The 22,730-nt window shown below is 34.3% G+C and carries 15 protein-coding genes; 6 read left to right on the top strand and 9 right to left on the bottom strand.

Annotated features, from left to right (window positions below; translation table 11 throughout):
* Positions 1 to 647: 647 nt before the first annotated feature.
* Positions 648 to 1,838: a phosphoglycerate kinase gene (locus tag F3J23_RS10320; RefSeq protein ID WP_167027953.1), complete on the top strand. Its 1,191-nt coding sequence runs from the start codon at positions 648 to 650 to the stop codon at positions 1,836 to 1,838.
* A gap of 1,362 nt (positions 1,839 to 3,200) precedes the next feature.
* On the opposite strand, the gene F3J23_RS10315 is transcribed toward F3J23_RS10320, so the two are convergent.
* The 6 genes from F3J23_RS10315 to F3J23_RS10290 all read right to left on the bottom strand — a co-directional run bounded on the left by F3J23_RS10315 (position 3,201) and on the right by F3J23_RS10290 (position 11,966).
* A complete protein-coding gene (locus F3J23_RS10315) occupies positions 3,201 to 4,022 on the bottom strand; it encodes a class I SAM-dependent methyltransferase (protein WP_167027951.1) in 822 nt (273 codons plus the stop codon).
* A gap of 117 nt (positions 4,023 to 4,139) precedes the next feature.
* Positions 4,140 to 6,002: a tRNA uridine-5-carboxymethylaminomethyl(34) synthesis enzyme MnmG gene (gene mnmG / locus F3J23_RS10310; RefSeq protein WP_167027950.1), complete on the bottom strand. Its 1,863-nt coding sequence runs from the start codon at positions 6,000 to 6,002 to the stop codon at positions 4,140 to 4,142.
* A gap of 147 nt (positions 6,003 to 6,149) precedes the next feature.
* A complete protein-coding gene (gene ybeY / locus F3J23_RS10305) occupies positions 6,150 to 6,569 on the bottom strand; it encodes an rRNA maturation RNase YbeY (RefSeq protein WP_167027948.1) in 420 nt (139 codons plus the stop codon).
* 4 nt (positions 6,570 to 6,573) lie between these two features.
* A complete protein-coding gene (locus F3J23_RS10300) occupies positions 6,574 to 8,730 on the bottom strand; it encodes a patatin-like phospholipase family protein (protein WP_167027945.1) in 2,157 nt (718 codons plus the stop codon).
* 2 nt (positions 8,731 to 8,732) lie between these two features.
* Positions 8,733 to 11,180 carry a bifunctional UDP-N-acetylmuramoyl-tripeptide:D-alanyl-D-alanine ligase/alanine racemase gene (locus F3J23_RS10295; RefSeq protein ID WP_167027942.1) on the bottom strand — a complete coding sequence of 816 codons (2,448 nt, stop codon included), beginning with the start codon at positions 11,178 to 11,180 and terminating at the stop codon, positions 8,733 to 8,735.
* Between the two features lie 198 nt (positions 11,181 to 11,378).
* On the bottom strand, positions 11,379 to 11,966 hold the full coding sequence (locus F3J23_RS10290; protein ID WP_034694049.1) for a thymidine kinase: 588 nt from the start codon (positions 11,964 to 11,966) through the stop codon (positions 11,379 to 11,381).
* Between the two features lie 61 nt (positions 11,967 to 12,027).
* Between F3J23_RS10290 and F3J23_RS10285 the strand changes: the two genes are divergently transcribed.
* From F3J23_RS10285 to fabG, 4 genes are all read left to right on the top strand, one after another.
* A complete protein-coding gene (locus tag F3J23_RS10285) occupies positions 12,028 to 13,515 on the top strand; it encodes a hypothetical protein (RefSeq protein ID WP_167027939.1) in 1,488 nt (495 codons plus the stop codon).
* Positions 13,516 to 13,517: 2 nt separating this feature from the next.
* Entirely contained in the window at positions 13,518 to 14,192 is a 675-nt protein-coding gene (gene rsmI / locus F3J23_RS10280; RefSeq protein WP_167027936.1) for a 16S rRNA (cytidine(1402)-2'-O)-methyltransferase, read from the top strand.
* 6 nt (positions 14,193 to 14,198) lie between these two features.
* Positions 14,199 to 15,713, top strand: a complete 1,515-nt coding sequence (locus tag F3J23_RS10275; protein ID WP_167027933.1) for a WG repeat-containing protein — start codon at positions 14,199 to 14,201, stop codon at positions 15,711 to 15,713.
* A 172-nt stretch (positions 15,714 to 15,885) separates the two neighbouring features.
* Complete coding sequence (fabG, locus tag F3J23_RS10270; protein WP_167027930.1) at positions 15,886 to 16,629, top strand: 3-oxoacyl-[acyl-carrier-protein] reductase; 744 nt, start codon at positions 15,886 to 15,888, stop codon at positions 16,627 to 16,629.
* Between the two features lie 196 nt (positions 16,630 to 16,825).
* Here the strand turns inward: fabG and F3J23_RS10265 are convergent, their stop codons facing one another.
* Positions 16,826 to 17,866: a GMP reductase gene (locus tag F3J23_RS10265; protein ID WP_167027927.1), complete on the bottom strand. Its 1,041-nt coding sequence runs from the start codon at positions 17,864 to 17,866 to the stop codon at positions 16,826 to 16,828.
* Positions 17,867 to 18,075: 209 nt separating this feature from the next.
* Entirely contained in the window at positions 18,076 to 18,864 is a 789-nt protein-coding gene (surE, locus tag F3J23_RS10260) for a 5'/3'-nucleotidase SurE (RefSeq protein WP_167027924.1), read from the bottom strand.
* A 458-nt stretch (positions 18,865 to 19,322) separates the two neighbouring features.
* On the opposite strand from surE, the gene F3J23_RS10255 reads away from it, so the two are divergent.
* Positions 19,323 to 22,115: a chondroitinase family polysaccharide lyase gene (locus F3J23_RS10255; protein ID WP_167027921.1), complete on the top strand. Its 2,793-nt coding sequence runs from the start codon at positions 19,323 to 19,325 to the stop codon at positions 22,113 to 22,115.
* Between the two features lie 191 nt (positions 22,116 to 22,306).
* Here the strand turns inward: F3J23_RS10255 and F3J23_RS10250 are convergent, their stop codons facing one another.
* Positions 22,307 to 22,477 carry a lmo0937 family membrane protein gene (locus F3J23_RS10250; protein WP_117590580.1) on the bottom strand — a complete coding sequence of 57 codons (171 nt, stop codon included), beginning with the start codon at positions 22,475 to 22,477 and terminating at the stop codon, positions 22,307 to 22,309.
* Between the last annotated feature and the right edge of the window lie 253 nt (positions 22,478 to 22,730).

The following is a 22,730-nucleotide window of genomic DNA, read 5'->3' as shown; positions in this document are numbered from 1 at the left end:
ATACCTGTATTAAGCTTTTTTAGATTTTATTTCCTTACAAAGGTAAGAATAATAACAATTCGTGTTAGTAAACCGGGAGTTAATTGTGAAAAGCAATGTGAATAACTGTGGAAAACTTTTCTCAACTTTCTATTTTTAAACTTCAATTTATTTCGTAATAGAAAACCTTTCCGGAAATTTTTACCACAACTTTCCAGATGTTTTCTTCAGCTATCCCCAGCTTTTTCCATAATAAAATAACTAATATCTGCTTTCTTTCAAAGTTATCAACATCTGTTAATAAGTATGTGAAATAGCAGGTTTACAAGCATTTGTATTGTGAGTTAAATATGAGTTCAATAAAAGTTGAATGTTATCAATTATTATCTTAAAACTTATCCCCGAAACTAACAACACTCAACAACAACTACATTATTCTTTTTTTTAAAAGAGAAAAAATTGTTGATTAATGGGTGATTGGGTTCGGGGAAAGTTTTTGAAAACTTTTATTTCAATGAATCTGTTGAAAAAGTTTAAAACCTTACATTTGTGAAAACGAAAATTCAGAGAAATTAATGAAATTGCTTTTGCCAGGGTTTGAAGAAAACCTGAACTGATTGGGCTGGCATGTTTAGGAATTTCCTCAGAAAATAAAAATAAATCTACATATGAAAACAATCAATGATTTCAATTTTAAAGACAAGAAGGCTCTGGTAAGAGTGGATTTCAATGTTCCGCAGGATGATCAGCTGAAAGTGACGGACAATACCAGAATTGTTGCTGTGAAACCAACCGTGGAAAAAATTCTTAATGATGGAGGTTCTGTTATTTTAATGACTCACCTTGGAAGACCTAAGGGAGAAGTTAAGGATGAATTTTCTCTTAAACATATTCTGGGTGAAGTTTCGAATGTTCTTGGACAGGAAGTGAAGTTCGTTGATGAATGTATAGGAGAAAAAGCTGAAAAAGCTGCTTCTGAGCTTAAGCCGGGTGAGATCTTATTATTGGAGAATGTTCGTTTTCATAATGAAGAAGAAAAAGGGGATGAAGGTTTTGCAGAGAAACTGGCAAAATTAGGTGATGCCTTTGTAAACGATGCATTCGGGACGGCTCACAGAGCTCACGCTTCTACTGCTGTGATCGCTCAATATTTTCCATCAACTAAATATTTCGGTTTACTTATGGCGAAAGAGCTTCAGGCAATCGATAAAGTATTGAAAAGTGGTGAAAAACCAGTTACGGCAATTCTGGGAGGCTCCAAGGTTTCAACTAAAATTACCATTATAGAAAATATTCTTCCGGCTGTTGATAATTTAATCATTGGCGGGGGTATGGCGTTTACATTTATTAAAGCACTTGGTGGAAAAATCGGAAACTCTTTGGTTGAAGAAGATAAGTTACCATTGGCTTTAGAGATTTTAGGTAAAGCCAAAGAACATAAAGTAAAAGTATATCTTCCATCTGATGCAATTATCGCTGAAAGCTTTAGTAACGATGTGGAAAGAAAAGAAGCAGATATCTATGCTATTCCTGAAGGATGGATGGGGTTAGATGCTGGACATAAGTCAAGAGATCAGTTTAATGATGTATTGTTAAATTCAAGAACCATTCTTTGGAACGGGCCAATCGGGGTTTTCGAAATGTCACATTTTGCCGGAGGAACTATTGCCTTAGGAGAAAGCATTGCTGAAGCAACGAGATTGGGAGCTTTCTCTTTAGTAGGAGGAGGTGATAGTGTGGCTTTTGTTAAACAGTTTGGATATGCTGATCAGGTTAGTTATGTTTCTACCGGAGGAGGAGCAATGCTTGAAAGTCTTGAAGGGCTTGAGTTACCTGGTGTAGCTGCTATCAATAATTAAAAGGAAATAAAATTCAAATATTACAAGTCTGCTAATTCTATTAGCAGGCTTTTTTTGTTTTTAAAATTCTCTTAGAATCCTTTATTAATCGGAGTTTTCTTATAATTTTTGATATAACTAAAAGTTATATTCAAATAAGTTAGATTCTATTTCAGATACTTATATTTTCAAGTGAATATATGTTTAATGTTTTGTTTTTAAATTCTGAGATTTTATACATTTTTACTTCTATTTAATTATGTGTTAAATGACTATTTTGTTTGCAGTCGATCTCTTGAATCTTATGAGATTTATGGGTTCTTTTCATCAACATCTTTTCTTTAGTAGGAAGGTAGATGATATAAATTTAAGAGTTGTTCTGATGAAAATTTCTTGTTTAGGCTGGCTTTGTTTTTTAGTGTTATGAATCTAATTTTCATTTCAAATTTCTTTTAGCTTATTTTTTACTTTAAGCGCAATTGCGAATTGTGTTTTTTTACATTCAAGAGCGTTTTACGTAATTTTTTAGTTCGATATTTGCGTTTTTATCATATAATTTATTTCATACTTTTGTGAAGACTTTGTATTTTACTGATTTACAATTATTAAACTGTTTTTGTTATTTTTGTTTATTTTGAAAAAATTGAATTATTCACTAATTTTCGTTAAATATGTCTTAGATCTATCTTTTTTGTAGATTTTCTTCAAGAGTAATCGCAAAAGGATTTTTTCAGATTTTAAATTTCCATATCATTTTTATAAATTTTATTTTTCATAAGTAAAATTTTTATTTGTCACTAATGTCTCTTAAATATAAAAATGATCTGATTAAATAAATTTTTAAAATTTATAATTGATTTATAGAAGGTGAGTGGAGGAGGGGGAGTTACCTCAATTAATGTTTATTAAATTTTTGAACGAGAAGCTAATTTTTTATTTTTCAGAAAACTCTCTGAAAATTGACTTCTATAATTGCTTCATAAATCAAGTAACTATCCTTTTTGTATAGATTTATATCTTTATTTATTTCCAAGCGTAATTAAGGTTGTTTTTGAAGGAATTTGACTTCTAAAATTCAAATTTTTGTTTTAAAAGCCATTTTTTGTAAAAGTTGCTGTAAAAGATTCAAAGAAAATTTGAAATGAATGAAAGAAGAAAAATAATTTTTTTTTTTCAATTGAGAAATGGATAGGGGAGGTACTTTTTAAAACTAAGATTAAAGTATAATGATTTTCAGTGTAAGTTTTTTATAGAAGTGACAGTGGTTAAAAATTAATGCAATGAAAAAAGAAAAGCTCAGGGGGTAAATTTCCCTGAGCTTTAATATTTTTTTGTTCAAAATGGTAAAAATCGACCTTCATAAACGGCTTAAAAATCGATTATCTATCTTTTTTCGATAATGTATATCAAACTTGAAAATTCGTTAGAAAAAAGTGCCTTTACGTTGGAAATTGTTCCGTAGACTACTGCTTTTAGCCAAAAAAGTGGTGATTTTTTGTATTTTTCGCTTAGCATAGAGATGTAATAAGAATCTAGAACTAACGGTTTGATTTTTCTCATTTTCCAATCTGGTTTTTTGGAAATGAGATTTTCCATTCCATTTTTCGAAAAATGATAGATGTGTCTCGGGACGTCATAAGCTGCCCAATATTCTTTATAATGTTTTGCATCATATGAAGTAGGGTTGGGAACTGCTATAACAAGAAGTCCTTTTTCTTTTAATTTCGTATGAAATATCTGAAGCATTTCATTTTGATTTTCTACATGTTCAAAGACATGCCATAATGTAATTGCATCCAAAGAATTATCTTCAATTTTTTGGATATTATCCAGAATGGTGGCTTTTGTTATTTTTCCCAACACAGTTTTTCTGGCATCGGCATCAGGCTCAAAACCGAAAGTTTCAAAATCGTTTTCTATATATTTTACAAATTCTCCTGCGCCGCATCCATAATCAAGAACTTTGGATCCTTTTTTAATCCTGTCTACTAAAATATTTTTTTTGTATTGCAGATTGAAGGACTGTAGAAATTTATATAATTTTTCTTTCAGACTTCCGGAATCCTGGTGGTGAGAAATATAATCTTCACTTTCATAATATTTGGAAATATTGGAAGGAATAGGAGAGGTTTTAAAAACCCCTTTGGTTTCTGTCTCTTTAATTTCAAATATTTCCTGGGATAGAAAATGATCTTTTATTTTCATTGAAATCGATATCTTATTGTATTTAAAAAATTAAGATATTCAGAAGCGTTTTATGCTTATAAATACCTTAATTTTTATTTTAAATTTTTAAATGTTTCACGTGAAACATTTATTTTTTTAACGTCCTAAATATACTAGTAAAACATTTATATCGGCCGGAGAAACACCACTTATTCTTCCTGCTTGTGCAATAGTCTTTGGCCTTACGTTAGACATTTTCTGTTTTGCTTCTGCAGAAAGGCTGGAAAGCTTTGTATAATCGAAGTCTTCCGGGATTTTAATATTCTCCAGACGATTTAACTTCGCTACATTTTCTTTTTCTTTCTCTATATAGCCTCTATATTTAATATTGATTTCGGCCTGTTCTCTTACTTCTTCATTATATTTTGTAGAAACTTCTTTAATGAAATCAATTTCATCAAGTTTTTCTAAGGTCATATTAGGTCTGGTAAGGATTTGAGCTGCTCTGTACGCCTGATCAACCGGGCTGCTTTCAATAGATGAAAGAACAGGATTGATAATTCCAGGCTTTAAAGAAGTTTCTCGAAGAAATTCTTCAAGTGATTGACTTTCAGCTATTTTAGCTTCTACGCGTTTCAATCTATCTTCTTTTGCTAATCCAAGTTGGAAAGCTTTCTCTGTAAGTCTGATATCTGCGTTGTCCTGTCTAAGTAAAAGTCTGTATTCGGCACGTGAAGTGAACATTCTGTAAGGTTCTTCAGTTCCTTTTGTGATCAGGTCATCAATAAGTACTCCGATATAAGCTTCATCTCTGTTCAGTATAAATTCATCTTTTTCGTGTACTTTGTTGTGTGCGTTGATACCAGCAATTAAACCTTGTCCGGCTGCTTCCTCATATCCTGTTGTTCCATTGATCTGCCCGGCGAAATATAAATTGTCAATTATTTTCGTTTCCAACGTATGCTTTAACTGGGTAGGAGGGAAGTAGTCGTATTCAATTGCATAACCCGGACGGAAAACTTTTACATTTTCAAATCCCGGAATATGTTTCATTGCTTTGATCTGAACATCTTCAGGAAGGGAAGAACTGAATCCGTTTACATAGATTTCAACAGTTTTCCATCCTTCCGGTTCTACGAAAAGCTGATGTCTGTTTCTTTCTGCAAAACGGTTGATTTTATCTTCAATACTTGGGCAGTATCTTGGACCTAAGCTTTGAATGGTACCATTAAACATTGGGCTTCTGTCAAATCCTTCTCTCAAAATATCGTGTACCGTTTCGTTGGTATATACGATATGACAGCTTAATTGTTTTGTAAGTTTTGGTGTATCAAGATAGCTGAACTTTTGAGGATTTTCATCTCCTTTTTGTTCTTCCATTTTTGAGTAATCCAGACTTCTTCCGTCTACTCTTGGTGGAGTACCGGTTTTCATTCTTCCTGCTTCGAAACCTAAAGTGACCAATTGTTCTGTAATTCCAAATGCTCTTGGTTCGCCCATTCTTCCTCCGCCTAATTGTTTATCTCCAACATGGATCAATCCATTCAGGAAAGTTCCGTTGGTAAGAACTACAGATTTTGCTTTGATCTCAATTCCTAAAGAAGTAACCACTCCGGTTACTTTATTATTTTCAACAATCAGTTGTTTCACCATATCCTGAAAGAAATCAAGATTGGGAGTATTCTCTAATGCTAAGCGCCATTCTTCAGCAAAAAGCATTCTGTCATTTTGGGTTCTTGGAGACCACATTGCAGGACCTTTTGAAAGATTCAGCATTTTGAATTGGATGGCAGATTTGTCTGCTACAATTCCGGAATATCCTCCCATTGCATCAATCTCTCTTACGATTTGTCCTTTTGCGATTCCACCCATTGCCGGGTTGCAGCTCATCTGTCCGATGGTCTGCATATTCATTGTAACCAATAGTGTTTTCGAACCCAGGTTTGCGGCGGCAGCTGCGGCTTCACAACCTGCATGTCCGGCACCCACTACGATCACATCATATATTTCTGAAATCATTTTTATCTCGCTTGTTTTAAGCTTTAAACTTTATCTTTTTAACCAATGTTTCACGTGAAACATTTTTGGAGAATGCGCTCTAGATAAACTTGTATTATTGCTAGAATTGAGTACTTTAGATATCGGACTTTAAGTGATTGTTAAATATTAATTCTTTAAATCCCTATATTTAGCTAAGTACAGATCTTCCATTCTCCGCATCTCTTTTTCTTCCTCTTCCGTCTTGTCTTTGTAGCCTGCAAGATGTAAAATTCCGTGGGCTAAAACCCTTCTTAATTCTTCTTCATAATCTCGGGAAAGGGTAGAGGCGTTGTCAGAAATGCGCTGCAAAGATACGAAAATCTCACCGCTTATTGTCTTGCCTTTTACATAATCAAAAGTGATGATATCTGTATAATAATCATGCTGCAAATAATCCTGATTAACTTTAAGCAGATATTCATCATCACAGAAAATGTAATTGATTTCTCCTAGTTTTTTTCCTTCTGAAAGAATAAGATCTTCCAGCCATTTTTTGTAATCTGTACTTACCGATTCTGGTAAGTTTTCATAAAAGAACTGTATCATTTTTTTAAAACCAGTGTCCTAAAATAACACTGAATATACCTTTTTGATTGTTTTTAAGTGAGTGGCTAAAGTTTACTTTAATCTGCCCGAAAGGAGATTTATAACCCGCCGTAAGTCCTAATGAGCTATAATTTACTTTAACTGCATCTTCAAATTTAATATCATTGGAAAGGTTCGCAAAGCTGAAGTTTCCGCTGATAAAATAGTTTTTATTGAATTTAAACTGAATATCATTTGAAGCTAATATAACGTTATTCGTATAAAGCTGTGCAAAATAAAAGCCACCGAAACTTTTAAAATTAAGAATATTTTGCTCAAATATTCCACCTAATCTGTATTGATAATATTGGGGAAGATGATCACCAATAGTAATACCGCCAAATAGATTAAGACGATATGTGAATTGTTTTCCCAGTGGAACATTGATCTTTAAATCGGCTTTTACCTGAATGATTCTTTTATCAACCTCTGATTTCAACAGATCTATTACCTTTCCTTCAGCAGAGAAATATATACCTTTTGTCGGGAATTCCTTATCATCCTGAGTGTCGGTTTTAATAAATAGATAAGGATTCAGAAAACGCCCGTAACGACGGTTGTCACCATTAATTTCAGCTTTAAAGTAATCATGGCTAATACCACCTCCGATGGCAAATTTATCTTTCCAAGTGGACTGTAAATAAGCCTCATTTCTTGCCCATTCCCATTTATCAATGACATTGTTGTCTACATTTTTAATGTCAAAATTCATTCCTGAGGAATAAATACCAAATCCTGGAATATATCCGTTATCAATAAAATAATTCAGATAATATCTGAGTCTGTCTCCTACAACAACATCTACAGAAAGATTTGAATTTTTGAATAAGAGTCTTTTTGCAGAATAATTCAAAAGAAGGCCGGTTTTGAAAACTTCATCGTAATGCAGTCCGAATTTTAAGAAATGTCTGGCATCATCTTCGGTAACATACAGTTTCAAATAATTGGCATCATTTTCCTGAACGATATCGTAGTTGATAAATTTGTAATTATTAGTGGCAACCAATTTATCAACCATTTTGTTGATGCTGCCGTAGGTCTGTAAAGAGGGGAGACGCAGTCCCATTTTCCCCAGGGTATAATTTTTACCGTAAATTTTGCCTCCTTCTATGGAAATACTATCTATCTTATAAACGTTGGAATATATTGGATTTATGCGTTGTCTGAGACGGTCAAACGGTCGTTTGGGAAGCTGATCCAATACCTGGGAATATTTCATTCCTTCAGCATAGCCGCTGTCAAGGATTTTCTTCTTATCATCATAGCTTGTTGCAGACATTCCCTTTAGGTTGGGTTTGATATTGATATCTGTGTATTTATACTGTTTTCGGGTATCTTTTTTAATACCAAAATCAATGACCTGGTTGAGAATAGATATAATATTGTTTAAATCCTCTCTTTTTGAAAGATCCTGGTTAAGGTCCACACCGATTACGATATCGATTCCTTTATCCTTTAATGGCTTTGATGGATAATTTACGGTCATTGCACCATCTATATAAATACTATCACCAATTTTTACAGGATCCATTAAAGAAGGAAATGCGGAACTTGCCATGATGGATTGTACAAGATCTCCCTTTTCAAAGATCTGCATATTCCCGCTTTCGAGATTGGTGGCAACACATAGAAAAGGAATAGGGAGCTTGGAAAAATCTTCAATATTGGAAACATTTTTAAAAAGCTCTTTAAGAAGATATACGTTTCTCTGGCCCGTACTGATTGAAGAAGGAAGTGTGATTTTTCCGTTTTTTAAAGGAATAGATAAAAGATATTTGTCTACGGATTTATTGAAAAAACTGGCTTCCTGTCTGGATTTAGGATCCATAATAAGTGAATAGAAATCCGTATCCATTACGATTTTTTCAATTTCCTTTCCTGAATATCCGGAAGCATAAAGCCCTCCAACGATAGCTCCCATACTGGTTCCGGCAATATAATCTACTTTTACTCCTAATGAATCCAGCACTTTAAGTACTCCTACATGAGAAAAACCTTTGGCACCACCACCGGCTAGCGATAGTCCTATCTTTGGGTTTTTCGGAATTACCAGATCTTTCTTTACTTGAGAATGAATCAGCAGCAATTGGAATACAAAAACAAGAATCAGGAGTTTTCTCATAGTTAATCTTTTATATAAATCCGTTTCACCCGAGGTGAAATAGAGGTTAATACTTCATAGGTTATCGTTTTGCAGTATCCCGCAAATTCTTTTAGACTGGGTTGTGCATTGAAGACAGTTACCGTATCTCCTTCCTTCACATTAGGGATATGATCTACATTAATCATCATCATATCCATACAGATATTTCCAACAATAGGGGCAAGGGTTTTACTGATTCCAACATTCCCCACTTGGTTTCCTATCAATCTGGGAATACCATCTGCGTATCCTACCGGGATTGTTGCAATTCTGGTAGAATGATCGGCTTTATATCTTCTGCTGTAGCCGACAGACTCTCCGTTTTCAACCATTGATATCTGTGAAATTACGGTTTTAAAACTTACCACAGGCTTTAATTGTTTCTGTATTTCAATGTCAGATGATTCCCCAAGCATTCCAATACCTATTCTCACCATATCATACTGGTGATCTGTATAGCTGGTTATCCCCGATGAGTTAAGGATATGGCGAATAGGCGTGTAACCCAGCTTTTCTGTCAGATAATTTGAATTTCTTTCAAAAACTTCAAGCTGTTTCAATGTAAATTCTTTTTCTTCAGGCATATCCGAAGAAGATAAATGACTGAACAAGCTCTGAACTTTAAGATTTTTTTCATCTAAAGTTTGACTTAGCTGATCCAGCTCAAAATCTTTAAAACCAAGACGGTGCATTCCTGTTTCCAACTTGATATGGATGGGATATTTTTTATCATATCCGGATTTCTGAACAGCTTCATAGAACAATTCCAATACCCTGAAACTGTAAATTTCGGGTTCGAGATTGTATTCTATAATGGTCTGATAACTGTGCTGCTCAGGGTTCATCACAATAATAGGAGTGGTAATCCCTTTTTTACGAAGCTCTACACCTTCATCAACATAAGCTACTCCCAAATAATCGATATGATGATGCTGGAGAAATTCCGAAACTTCATAACTTCCCAGTCCGTAGGCATTGGCTTTTACCATTGCCATCATCTTGGTTTCTGGTTTCAATAATGATTTATGATAATTGATATTATGAAGAATAGCATTCAGATTTACTTCCAGTACCGTATCGTGTTTTCTGAGCTCGAGGATATCTTTAAGTTTTTCGATCTCATATTTTCTTGCACCTTTAAGCAGGATGATCTGGTTTTCTATTTCTGTTAGGTATTTACTTTCAATGAGTTCTTTAGTATCAATAAAAGTATAAGTTTTAGATTTAAATAAATCACTAAACTTTGAAATTTCATCACCGATTAAAAATACAGAATCAAAATTCTGTTCATTAACTAGTTCAGAGACTTCTTCATATAATTCCTGGGAATTGCTGCTCACTCCTACAATATCAGTTAAGACTAATGACTTTTTAGACTTGTTATATTCATTCAGAAATTGAAGGGCAGTTTTTAAAGAATCCAGATCAAGGTTGAAGGAATCGTTGATAATAATATTTCCTTTAATTCCTTCAATCGCTTCAAGCCTCATTTCAACGGCCTTTAAAAGGTTGATTTTTTCGACGATCTTTTTATTTTCGATATTCAATTCCTTAAGCACTGTGATAAGCGCCATAGCATTGGTTAATGTAGCTTCGTCTCTCTGATGGGCCGGAAAACTGATTTCTTCACCAAAATATTCCACTAAAATATTTTCATCTTTGGAAATACTGTTTTTGATAAAGACGTTATTCTCTTTTTTAAAACCGTAGGAAATTAATTTCTTGTCCGGATAGGATTTTTTTATTTTTTGATCAACCAAAGAATTGTCTCCATTATAGATGATCACTTCAGAGTTTTTAAAAAGGATAATCTTTTCATCAATGAGTTGTTCTTCGGAAGAAAAATTTGCAGCATGGGCGGTTCCGATATGGGTTAGCAATCCGATCTGAGGATGGAAGATATTTTCCAGTTTTTCCATTTCATCCGGTTGCGAGATTCCTACTTCAAAAATTCCCAGCTTATGGGAACTGTTAATCTGAAGAAGAGATAAAGGAAGACCGATCTGAGAATTAAAACTTTTGGGACTTTTTACAGTAGGAAATTCATTCCAAAGGCATTGATATAACCATTCTTTTAAAATGGTTTTTCCATTACTTCCGGTAATTCCGATAGATTGTAAATGTGAATTTTCAAAATGATATTTGGCTAATTTTTGAAGAAAATCTACCGAATTATCAACAATAATCCAGGTTATATTTTCAAATTCCGGATACTGATGTTCAGAAATAATGACATTGATACCTCTGTCAATTGCAGATTCAATAAACTTTTCACCGGAATTTTTATGGGTATTGATCGCAATAAATGCAGTATTCTTTATCGAATAAATGATTCTGCTGTCGTAAGCTATATTTTTGATCAATAAATCTCCGTCTCCAATTACCTGTGCATTGGTGATCTCTGCAATGTGTTGTACTGTATAGTTCATTGGTACCCTTTCTGCTTTATTTTTTAGCGGAAATGCAAAAGGTAAAATAGCAAAAGGGTTAAAGATTACATCATCAGGTTTTTCCTTTTCATATTTTACAATAGAGATTTTCCGCTTCTTATTTTATATTAAGTGAATCTGTTTTATGGCTGCCAGTCTTTGCTATCAAGCGATTTTACTGTTTTGCCTTTTCTCTGTTTATTTTCTTTTCGAAAGTACTTCATCAATGAAAACTCTTCGGCTTACGGCTTCATAGCTTTCGGTTTCACCCAGCTCAACCAGATTATCTCCTTGAGAGGTTCTCATGGAGTAATTGGCGAGGTTACCCGTTCTCTTGCAAATAGCATGCACTTTTGTAACATATTCGGCGGTAGCCATTAAATTGGGCATAGGCCCGAAAGGACGGCCAAGAAAGTCCATATCCAATCCGGCAATAACTACTCTTATACCGCTATTGGCAAGCTGATTGGCTACATCAACAATGCTTTCATCAAAAAACTGAGCTTCATCAATTGCTACTACATCACAATTGGAAGCCAACAAAAGAATTTCATTAGGATTTTCTACTGCTGTACTGCGTATTTTATTCTGATTATGAGAAACTACATCCTCTTCAGAATAGCGAATATCCATTTTTGGTTTAAAAATTTCCACATTCTGTCCTGCCATCTCTGCTCTTCGCAATCTGCGGATCAGTTCTTCGGTCTTACCTGAAAACATGGAGCCACAAATCACTTCCATCCAACCGCTTTGTTTGGAATGATTAATTGTATTTTCTAAAAACATTTGTTAAATTAGCCGTATATTTTTAACATCAAAAGTAAGCAATTTTAATAAGAATCTTATTATGCAGAATATCCAAGATTTAAAGGAAAAGATTTTTTTTGAATCCATGAATATCATTGATAATCTGGACAAAATAAGTAACGTAGATGAATTACTTTCCAAGCAAGATCTTGTGGATGAGCTTGCTAACAGGATTTCTTTTTTGAAACTGCTGGAAAAAAATATCGAATATTTCGTTGTTGATGAACCGGGGTATAATCCGGAAAGCCAGTACATCTCTTTTGCTTCGGGGGAGCTAGATCATGATTCCGGCAACGAAGTAACAGAAGAGGAAGCTATCTTCAATAATGAACTGAACGAAATTGATGAAAATGAAGTTTTTTCCGAAGGAAAGGAAGAAGAAGCTATTTTCAACAACCAGCTGAATGAGATCGTTGAAAACGAATTCCATGAAAATATTGTAAGTTTTGTGGAAGAAAGTTATGGTGAAAGATCAGCTGAAAATATTCAGGAACAAAGTTCTCCGAATGAAATTACGGAAGAGGAAGCAGTGTTCAATAATCAATTGAATGAAATTGAAGAAAAAGAAGCAGGAGAACCATACAGTGAGGTTGTAAACTTTGTGGATGAAGAGAAGATTCTGGCAGACTCTCAACCGGATTCTGACGAGGATATTGATGAAAACATGTTTGATAACGAAGTTACGGAAGAAGAAGCCATATTCAATAATCAGCTGAACGAAATAGATAGTAATGAAGAGGAAGAAGCTGTTGAAAAAAACGATAAAAATGAAACCGATTTTGCTGTTGTAAACGAAGCGAAAGAATCTGTAGTAACCGAAACTATTCCAAGTATTTTCGACACAGAAATGCTTGAAGATGAAATGCTGATCGAAGAAAGTGAAGAGCAGTTTATTTCTTCAAATGTATCGATAGAACAGGGAGAAATGGCAACAGATACCTCTAATGTTGAAAATATTCTGAGTGAAATTAAAAATGATCATGAAGAAGAGCATGAAAAAGAGGAAAATATATTAGCAGAGGTTTATGACAGAAGAAAAATTGTTGAAATAGACAAACCTGTTCCAGAAGAAACAGACAAACATCCTTCTGATGAAAGCTTCGAAAACTTAGATGAATATCATCACGATAAAAAAATAAAACTAGCCAATATCAAAGGGTTAAAAGCCGTTCAGTCACTTTTTGATGATGATCCTCTGGAAAGAGAAGTTCCAAATGAAAAAGAGCCTGTGGTAGTGAAAGAAGAAACCGGAAGCATTCTGAAATCTAATATTCCTACCAATTTTATGGAAGCTGAAAAACAGAAACCTGAATTTAAACTGGATCTGAATGACAGAATTGCATTCTCAAAAATGCTTTTTGAAGGCAGCCAGACAGATCTTAATGATACAGTTGCTCAGCTAAACCACTTCAAAACGCTGGAAGAAGCCAAAGAATATCTGAGTGATCTGTATTACGAAAGAAAATGGAACAAGGTGGATGAATATGCGCAGAGACTTTGGATATTGGTGGAAAATAAATTCTTATAATTTTGAGCGGAATCCTATATTTTGTTCCCACACCTGTCGGGAATCTGGAAGATATGACTTTCAGGGCGGTAAACGTCCTTAAAGAAGTTGATTATATATTATGTGAAGACACAAGAACTTCCGGAATACTTTTAAAACATTTTGAGATCTCCAAGCCTTTAAAATCTTATCATTTGCATAACGAACACCAGGCAACGGAGAAAGTGATTACAGACCTTAAAAACGGTCAGAATATCGCTATAATTACCGATGCTGGTACGCCAGGCATCTCAGATCCAGGGTATCTGCTGGCAAAAGCAGGAGCAGATAATAATATTGATATGATCTGCCTTCCTGGAGCTACAGCACTTATTCCGGCACTTGTGGTTTCAGGTCTTCCCAATAATGAATTTTTATTTGCAGGATTTTTACCACAGAAAAAGGGTAGGCAGACAAAGCTGAAGCAGCTTGCAGAAGAAAAGAAAACCATAGTTCTGTATGAGAGCCCACATAAAATCAATACAACACTTGAACAGATTAAAGAATTCTTTGGAGAAGAAACCAAAGTAAGTTTAAGCCGTGAAATCTCCAAGAAATTTGAAGAGACTAAACGAGGAACAATCAATGAATTAATTGAGTTTTCCAAGACTAAAACTTTAAAAGGAGAAATCGTTCTTATTGTCAATAATTCTATTTAATATTCCTTGAAACATTTAGTTTTTGTATTGTGTTCTGTAGTCTGTACAGCACAGACGAACCAGTATATGAAGGTTATTCTGTCTAAAAAGACAGGGAAGGAGGTCATTTCTTATTCGGAAGGGTACGGTACTGTTTATGATTCGGGATCTAAAAAACAGGGAATTGTTGATTCTTTGGGTGTTGTTACTTTCGAATCTCCCTACAAAGGAAGTATTTTACATGTTTTTAAAAACAGATTTATTCTTTATTCGGAAGAAACAGAAAACAGAAGAAAATCAGCAATTATTGATGAAAAAGGAAATGAAGTGATCCCATTGGATGATCAGGAATTTAATACACCCTGGTGGAGCAAACAGAGAATTATTTCTTCCAGAAAAGGAGAGGAAGCAGTTTATGATTACAATGGGAAGCAGGTAATTCCATATTCAAATAAGATTCGTTTTTCGGGAAAAGATAGATTTTTTGTTTTAAAAGATAAAAACTGGCTGTTGTATGACCTTAACGGAAAACAGTTGAGCGATAGAGAATTCAAAGATGATTACAATTTTGAAGAAGGCAGGGCACTTATTGTGAATGAAGAAAATCAAAATGAAATCATTGGAAATAATGGACAGACATTGCACAAGTTTTCAAAGCAGATTGTCAATATCAATGCATATCCTTTTCTGATCACCAGAAATAAAGCTACAGGAAAATACGGGCTGATTGATACAGATGAAAATCTGATTTCAGAGGAAATTTACAATGAAATTACTCCCGAATACTTTGATGAAAAAGAATATATTTATCTCACAAAAAATAATAAAACAACTGTTTTTTATAAAAAGGACCGTCAGCTCTATTCACATGCTTTTAAGTATTTAAATCCCTTATCCAATAATCTTTTCAGTGTATACAATGATAAAGCAAAGAAATCCGGTATTGTAGACCTGAAGGGAAGTATGATTACTCCGCAGGAATATGATTTTATCAGAGACTTTATGGTTTCCGGAAAACATTTCATTTATCTGAAGAAAGGGAGAGAAGAAAAGCTTTTTAATAAAGACTTGGAAAATATTCTGGGTGAAGGTGATCAGGTTCTCGGGTTTTATCCGGAAAGTTTAATTATCAGAAAAAAAGATCAGTATTACAGATTTTCTGTTAAAGATTATTCTATGACTGAACTGAAAGGAATTAGTTGGATAAAAAGACAAGATGATGAATATTTTAATGTTCTTAATGAATATTCAAAGCCTCTGGTATGTAAGAACTCTGATGATCTTTATGGAATTCTTGATGGAAAAGGAACGGAAATTGTACCCTTTATTTATGAAGATATTATCACATTTGAAGACTTTGAAAATGAATTTGTTGTTAAAAAAGACGGTAAATATGGTGTTTTAAATTTTCAGAATGAACCGCTGACAGACATTATATACGATAAGTATTTGTGGCAGAAAGAGGTACTGAAGTTAGATAAAAGTAGAAAGTCAGACTTTATTTATTTCACCAGATTTAAAAATAATACAGTCCAACTTTAATAGAATGCTAATAATTGATCAAAAAAATTCACTATTTTGATGATTTAAATGTGTTGAATAACATTTTATAATATCTTTGCAAACCGTTTAATTCCGGAAAGGAATAATAAATACTAAAATATTCAGCTGTCACAAGCTGAATGAGTTATAAAGAAAATAATTGTCAATAGATATGAAAATATTAGAAGGAAAAGTAGCACTAATTACCGGAGCTACAAGAGGAATCGGGAAAGGTATCGCTGAAATGTTTGCTCAGCAAGGAGCAAAAGTAGCATTTACTTACGCCGGCTCTGTAGACAAAGCAAAAGAATTAGAGGCGGCTTTAAGTTCTGTGACCCAAATTAAAGGATATCAGTCTGACGCATCAGATTATGATGCAGCTCAGAAACTGGTAGAAGAAGTAATGGCGGAGTTCGGACAAATTGATATTTTAGTGAATAATGCAGGGATTACAAAAGATAACCTGTTATTGAGAATGTCCAAAGATGATTGGGATAAAGTAATTAAAGTAAACCTGGATTCAGTTTTTAACCTTACTAAAGCGGTAATTAAACCGATGATGAAGGCGAGATCGGGATCTATTATTAATATGACTTCCGTAGTGGGGGTAAAAGGAAATGCCGGACAGGCCAACTATGCAGCATCTAAGGCCGGAGTAATCGGATTTACAAAATCTGTTGCCCTGGAATTAGGTTCAAGAAATATCAGATGTAACGCGATCGCTCCGGGATTCATTGAAACTGAAATGACAGCTGTTTTAGATGAAAAAACAGTTCAGGGATGGAGAGAAGAAATTCCAATGAAAAGGGGAGGGCAGCCTGCAGATATTGCAAATGCTTGCGTATTCCTGGGAAGCGAAATGTCAGCATATATTACCGGACAAACACTAAATGTTGACGGTGGAATGCTGACTTAAAAATATAAAAAAAGTACAGAATATAATATTATTCTTGTCGGTTAAAAAGTAGTTCCAAGGATATTATATTTTGGAGAAATGGCTTTGGGGAATGAAGAAGAAACATTTGTAAATGACCAGCTTCAAAAGTATTTTCACAAAAAATATATCAGAACAAAATAAAAAAGGCTTTAGATATTGATCTAAAGCCTTTTTTTTAATCTTTAAAAACCTGATTTTCCTGTTCCTGAACCCTGATAAAAGTTGTCCTTTTTGAAAGCTCTTTAAGCTGGGAAGCTCCTACATAAGTGCAGGTAGAGCGTACACCTCCTAAAATATCTTTTACCGTTTCAGATACAGGACCTTTATAGGCTACTCTTACTGTTTTGCCCTCAGAAGCCCGGTATTCTGCAACACCTCCGGAATGTTTATCCATGGCTGTTTTTGAACTCATTCCATAGAACAAACGATATTTTTTACCGTTTTCTTCTATCATTTCGCCACCACTTTCATCATGGCCCGCAAACATTCCACCCAGCATTACAAAATCTGCTCCGCCACCAAAAGCTTTTGCTACATCCCCGGGTACTTTACATCCGCCGTCTGCAATAATGTGTCCTCCTAAGCCATGAGCTGCATCTGCACATTCAATAATAGCGGAAAGCTGAGGATAGCCAACTCCTGTTTTTACTCTGGTAGTACAAACCGAACCAGGCCCGATTCCTACTTTAATAATGTCTGCTCCCACCAAAAGAAGTTCTTCCACCATTTCTCCTGTAACCACATTTCCAGCTATGATAATCTTGTCCGGAAAATTAGTCCTTACTTTCTTCACAAATTCAACGAAATGTTCAGAATAGCCATTGGCTACATCTATACAGAGAAATTCGATTTTTGGGTGCTTTTCGAGGATGTGACATATCTTCTCCTCATCAGATTTCCCCGTTCCGGTACTTAAAGCAATATATTGGTGAATATCATCAGACTGACTGTTCAGAAACTGGCTCCATTCTTCAGGAGTATAATGTTTGTGAACGGCGGTGATGATTTTTTCTTTTGCTAATTCAACGGCCATTTCAAAAGTTCCTACCGTATCCATATTAGCAGCAATAACGGGAACTCCTTTCCACTTCTTTTTTGTATGCCTGAAAGTAAATTCTCTTTCAAGATTAACTTCTGAGCGGGACTTTAATGTTGAACGTTTCGGGCGGAACATTACATCCTTAAAACCCAGTTTTATGTCATATTCTATACGCATTTTGTAATTATTTGTCAGAATAAAGGTAGTGAATAATCTCCAACGGATCATTTTAAAAATACTTGTTTTTTTGAAAAAACAGATCTATTTTTAATCTCGGAAATGATAAAAGGCAGGAAATAAAAAAGAGCATGAATTTTAATTTCACACTCCTTTTATGTTGTTTATTGCTTCAGACAAAGTGAAGTAAAAACCTTTTACATTATAGGTTATTTTGTTTCCTTCGCATCTTCAAAAGTCATCACTTCTTCCAATGTTTTCATATATTCGTAAGCGGTAAGATCGAATTTAACAGGAACAATCGAAATATAGCCGTTAGCCAGAGCTGTTTCATCAGCATCCTCAGAATCATCCATATTATTAAAATAACCGGTTAACCAGTAATATTTTTTTCCATGGGGGTTTATTCTTTCATCAAAGCTTTCCTCCCATTTTGCATGAGCCTGTTTGCAGACTTTTACTCCTTTTATCTCTTCTGCTGTAAGTTTAGGAATATTCACATTGAGAACAATACCTTTCGGCATTGGGTTTTCAAGCGTTCGTCTGACAATATTCTGAATATATTCTTTGGCTTGTGTAAAATCTGCCTCCCAGCTGAAATCAAGTAATGAAAATCCGATAGCAGGAATTCCTTCTACACCAGCTTCCACAGCAGCAGACATCGTGCCTGAGTAGATGACATTGATAGAAGAATTTGCCCCATGATTGATCCCCGAAACCACAATATCCGGCCTCCTTTTCAGAATCTTATCAAGAGCCATCTTTACACAGTCTACAGGAGTTCCACTACAGGAATAGTCGGTTTGTGGACCCTCAAGCGTGACTTCTTCATAACTTAAAGTAGAGTTAATGGTGATAGCGTGGCCTTTTCCACTTTGAGGAGAATTGGGCGCCACAACAACGACTTCTCCGATTTCATTCATAAAACTTACAAGATTTCTGATACCAGGAGCTGTAATTCCATCATCATTAGTAACCAGAATAAGCGGTCTTTCCATAAAAATTAATTTTAACAAATAGTAAAACTTAATTTCTTTTATTCTGTGAATAAGAAAATTAAGTTACCTCAAAAGTAGATAAAAGTTTTCAAATTCAAAGATGGTTTTTATCAAAATCAATTGGAATTTTATTCATTACTCTGGGTTAAAAAATACTTTTTTTTAAATAAAGAAGTGATGTTTTTATATATAATGACTTATTATTTAGGATAAAATTTTTCTCGAAATTCAATTATATTCAATAATATATCAATTTGATTTTGTAGTTATTATGTATAAAATTTATATGATAGAGATTTGTTGTTGAAATGTACTCTAAGTAGTGAATTATTTATTTTTTCAGGGCAAAAAAGATGTAATTTTACTTTGTTAGACTCTTATAAAAACCAAGGTGGTGATATCACTACGATAAGATGAAAACATAAACACAAATCTATTAACCATAAAAAATTTATACTATGTCCCTCAGAATTTTATTATTAGTTATTATTTTAAGTTCTGGCCTTCTTCGGGCTCAGCTTAACGAAATCAACAATATCAAGACAAAATACATCGGCTGGCTTACGGACGGTACTATTACTACCTATTCCGACAATAATGTAAAGGCATTATATAATAAATACATCCAACAGGCTAATACAGTAGAGTCTACAATTAACAGCAATTATAACTTTACAAACCCGGGCCCAGCATGGGATATGACAAATAGTTCAGATGAGAATGCCTTTACAAATCTGGTTAACAATAATCTTTTTTATCTTGTAATGGCTTATCATCTTAAAGGCCCAATTGTTAATGGGCAGCCATCAAACCCAAAATACCACAGTATTCAGCTCAAAGATTTAATTCTTAAAGTGTTTAAATATATTAAAGATAAAGGGGTAAATTCTACAACCAATTTTCAATTTATTGTAAACAGTTCTATTGAAGCCTTAGAAATATATAAATCTAACTTCGGGTTACGAAGTGTTCCCTTAGGGCAATGTATATTACTTATGAAAGATGAATTGGTACAGGCTGGTGAATTTTCCCACCATATGGGAATTTTAGCCGGTCTTACTTCGTTTATTGATCCTTCTAATCCTAACTTTAATTTTACTTATGCAGGATTTAATACGGATGTAATCCGTTCTCTGATGCATGTTCGTTTGTGTTATATTTTAGCCTTGGACGATGCGGAGCCGCAGAAATTAGAAAAAATGAATTTCCTTATTAGTTTTATTAATAATGCATTGCTTGTCGCTAATGGATGGGCAGATTTTATTAAACCAGATTTTACCACTTTCCATCATATTGCAGCTTATCCTAATTCATATGGCATGGATGCTCTGTATGTTGCAGTTATACTTAATTATATTTTGAAAAATACACCTTATGAACTCAGTGCGGCTTCAAAAAATAATATTAAAAATGCATTGATGGCTTATGAGAAGTTTAGTGTTGATACTGAAATACACCGCGGATGGGCAGGGCGTTTTCCTAATTCAACCACACCTCTTCGTAATTACAGATATGCTTATGCTTTGTTATACGCTGCTGATCCTATAGGAAATCTCGAGGCAGGGAAGCTTTTTAAAAGAATTTATAATATGCCGGGAGCTGGTTTTACTACCAATCTTTATCTTTCACTTGGGATCGTCAATACGATGATGACTGGAGAAATAATAGTTAATGCAAATAATAATACTGCTCTTTTACCAGGGAATTCTATTACCGAAGGGCAGTTTGGGTTTCCATATGGAGGGCTGAGTGTTCATAAATACAATGGTTATCAGGTTTCTGTAAAGGGAACCAGCAAACATATCTGGCACTATGAAAACAGTGCAACGGAAAATATTTTTGGAAGATATATTTCAGCGGGAGCGATGGAAATCTTATCAGCTGGAAGTCCTAAAACCCGATTGTCTAACGGATTGGGAGTAGCAGGAACAAACGGAGCAGTTACGGATAACGGATGGGACTGGAGCCATTTGCCAGGAACAACAGTGGCCAGTATTCCGTTAAGTGTTTTTCCTTCGGGTGTACACCGATTGTTTAATGGTAAAAAATTCCTGGTTCATGCTTCTCTGGATAATAATGGGGTGTTTGCAATGGATTATAAAGATGCGAATTCCGGTACAGGTGCTGCGGCATTTAAAACTGTTTTTTTCTTTAAAGACAAAATATTATGTCTTGGCTCGGAAATTAAAGATGCAGGAGGAACCTATCCTATCCATACCACATTGTTTCAAACGGGGCTTCCGGATCCATCTACTCCTACCCATATTAATGGAGCAAGCCAAACAGGACTCAATGTGAATTTTTCTCACAATACGGGTGCTGTTTGGGCAACAGATGCCATAGGAAATAGTTTTGTTGTTCCGGCCAATGGATATACAGGTGCTGTAGTGATTAAAAGAAGTACCCAGCAATCCCGTAACCACGCTAATACAGCAGACACTTCAGGTAATTATACAACGGCCTATATAGATCATGGAATAGCTCCATCAGAAGATAAATATTGTTATGCAATCATTATGCAGGGAGGAGCAAACGGAGCACAGGATATAGCCGCCAATTTTTCCAATTATTTTGAAATTCTCCAGCAGGATAATAAAGGACATATGATGAAATATGTAGAAGATAATATTTATGCATATGCTATATTTGATCCTTCTGCTGCATTTCAGTATGATAAAGTTATTTCCGTTGATAAACCTTCTGTAATAATGACTCAAACATTGAATAGCGGGAATAAACTAAAGGTAAGTCTTACCAATCCTTTAGGGCTTTTGAATGATAACGAATCCTATACCTATAATCAGATTGCAGGGAATGCATCCAGACTGTATCGCATACCACAAGTGGATCCTGTAAAACTGACTATTGCGGGGCAATGGCAGCTTGAAGCCCCAGATAGCAATGTGAATGTTTCCATTGTTGGAAATAATACGGAAGTTACATTCAATATAATCAATGGCTTTACCATTCAGACTTCTTTAATACCTGCAGCTTTCTTGGGAATATATGAGACAAAAGACAATGATAATGGCCTTTCTGTGTATCCCAATCCTACCAAAGGAAAAATAAGGATCGTGCTGAAGAAAAAACCTTCAAATCTTAAAATTTATGATAAGTCAGGCAAAGATGTTTCTTCATTAGCTTCGGTAGTAAAAAGTGATAAAACCGCAGATGTGGACCTTACCCCTTTAATGCCGGGGATTTATACGGTATGTATAGATAAAGATTGTAAAAAAGTGATTAAAAATTAAATCCAAAATAACAGTTTACCTGTTTTTTACCTGTCTCACAAATATTGCGTGCTGGGTTATTATTAAAATATCATCCAGAAATAAGGGGTTTTCTAATCATTACATATCAGGCTTTAACAGATGCCTGTCTCAGACAACATCTGCTAAAGCCTGATAATTGATTGAATAAATTGGTTTTACAAAACGCTGGCCTATTCAAGAGGTTTTCTGCCGGTAATAATATTGTAAAGAATTACAACAATAGCAATAACCAATAAAATGTGGATTAAATAGCCCGTACTGATTCCCGGAACTATTCCTAACATTCCTAAAAGCCATACAACGATACAGATGACTGCGATTAACCATAATAAACTTCTCATGACGTTACATTTTAAAGTTATATGATTAAATATCAGCATATTTTATGCCTTTATGGAACAAAATCCATTTTTATGGTATCTATTTATTCAATTTGTTAGAAAAAAAATTCTTGTAAAAAGAATAAAATCTTCTCCCCTCATTTTTCAGTCAAAGTACCTGATAAAAGGAGATGCTCAAAATGAACCTTATTATTTATGCTTCACTTTTAATAAAAATAGGAAAAACTGTTCGATATTTGTAAATAAGGTATTA

The sequence above is a fragment of the Chryseobacterium sp. Tr-659 genome (assembly GCF_011752975.1).
Classification (GTDB): domain Bacteria; phylum Bacteroidota; class Bacteroidia; order Flavobacteriales; family Weeksellaceae; genus Chryseobacterium.
This window is presented reverse-complemented; position numbering and strand designations above follow the sequence as displayed.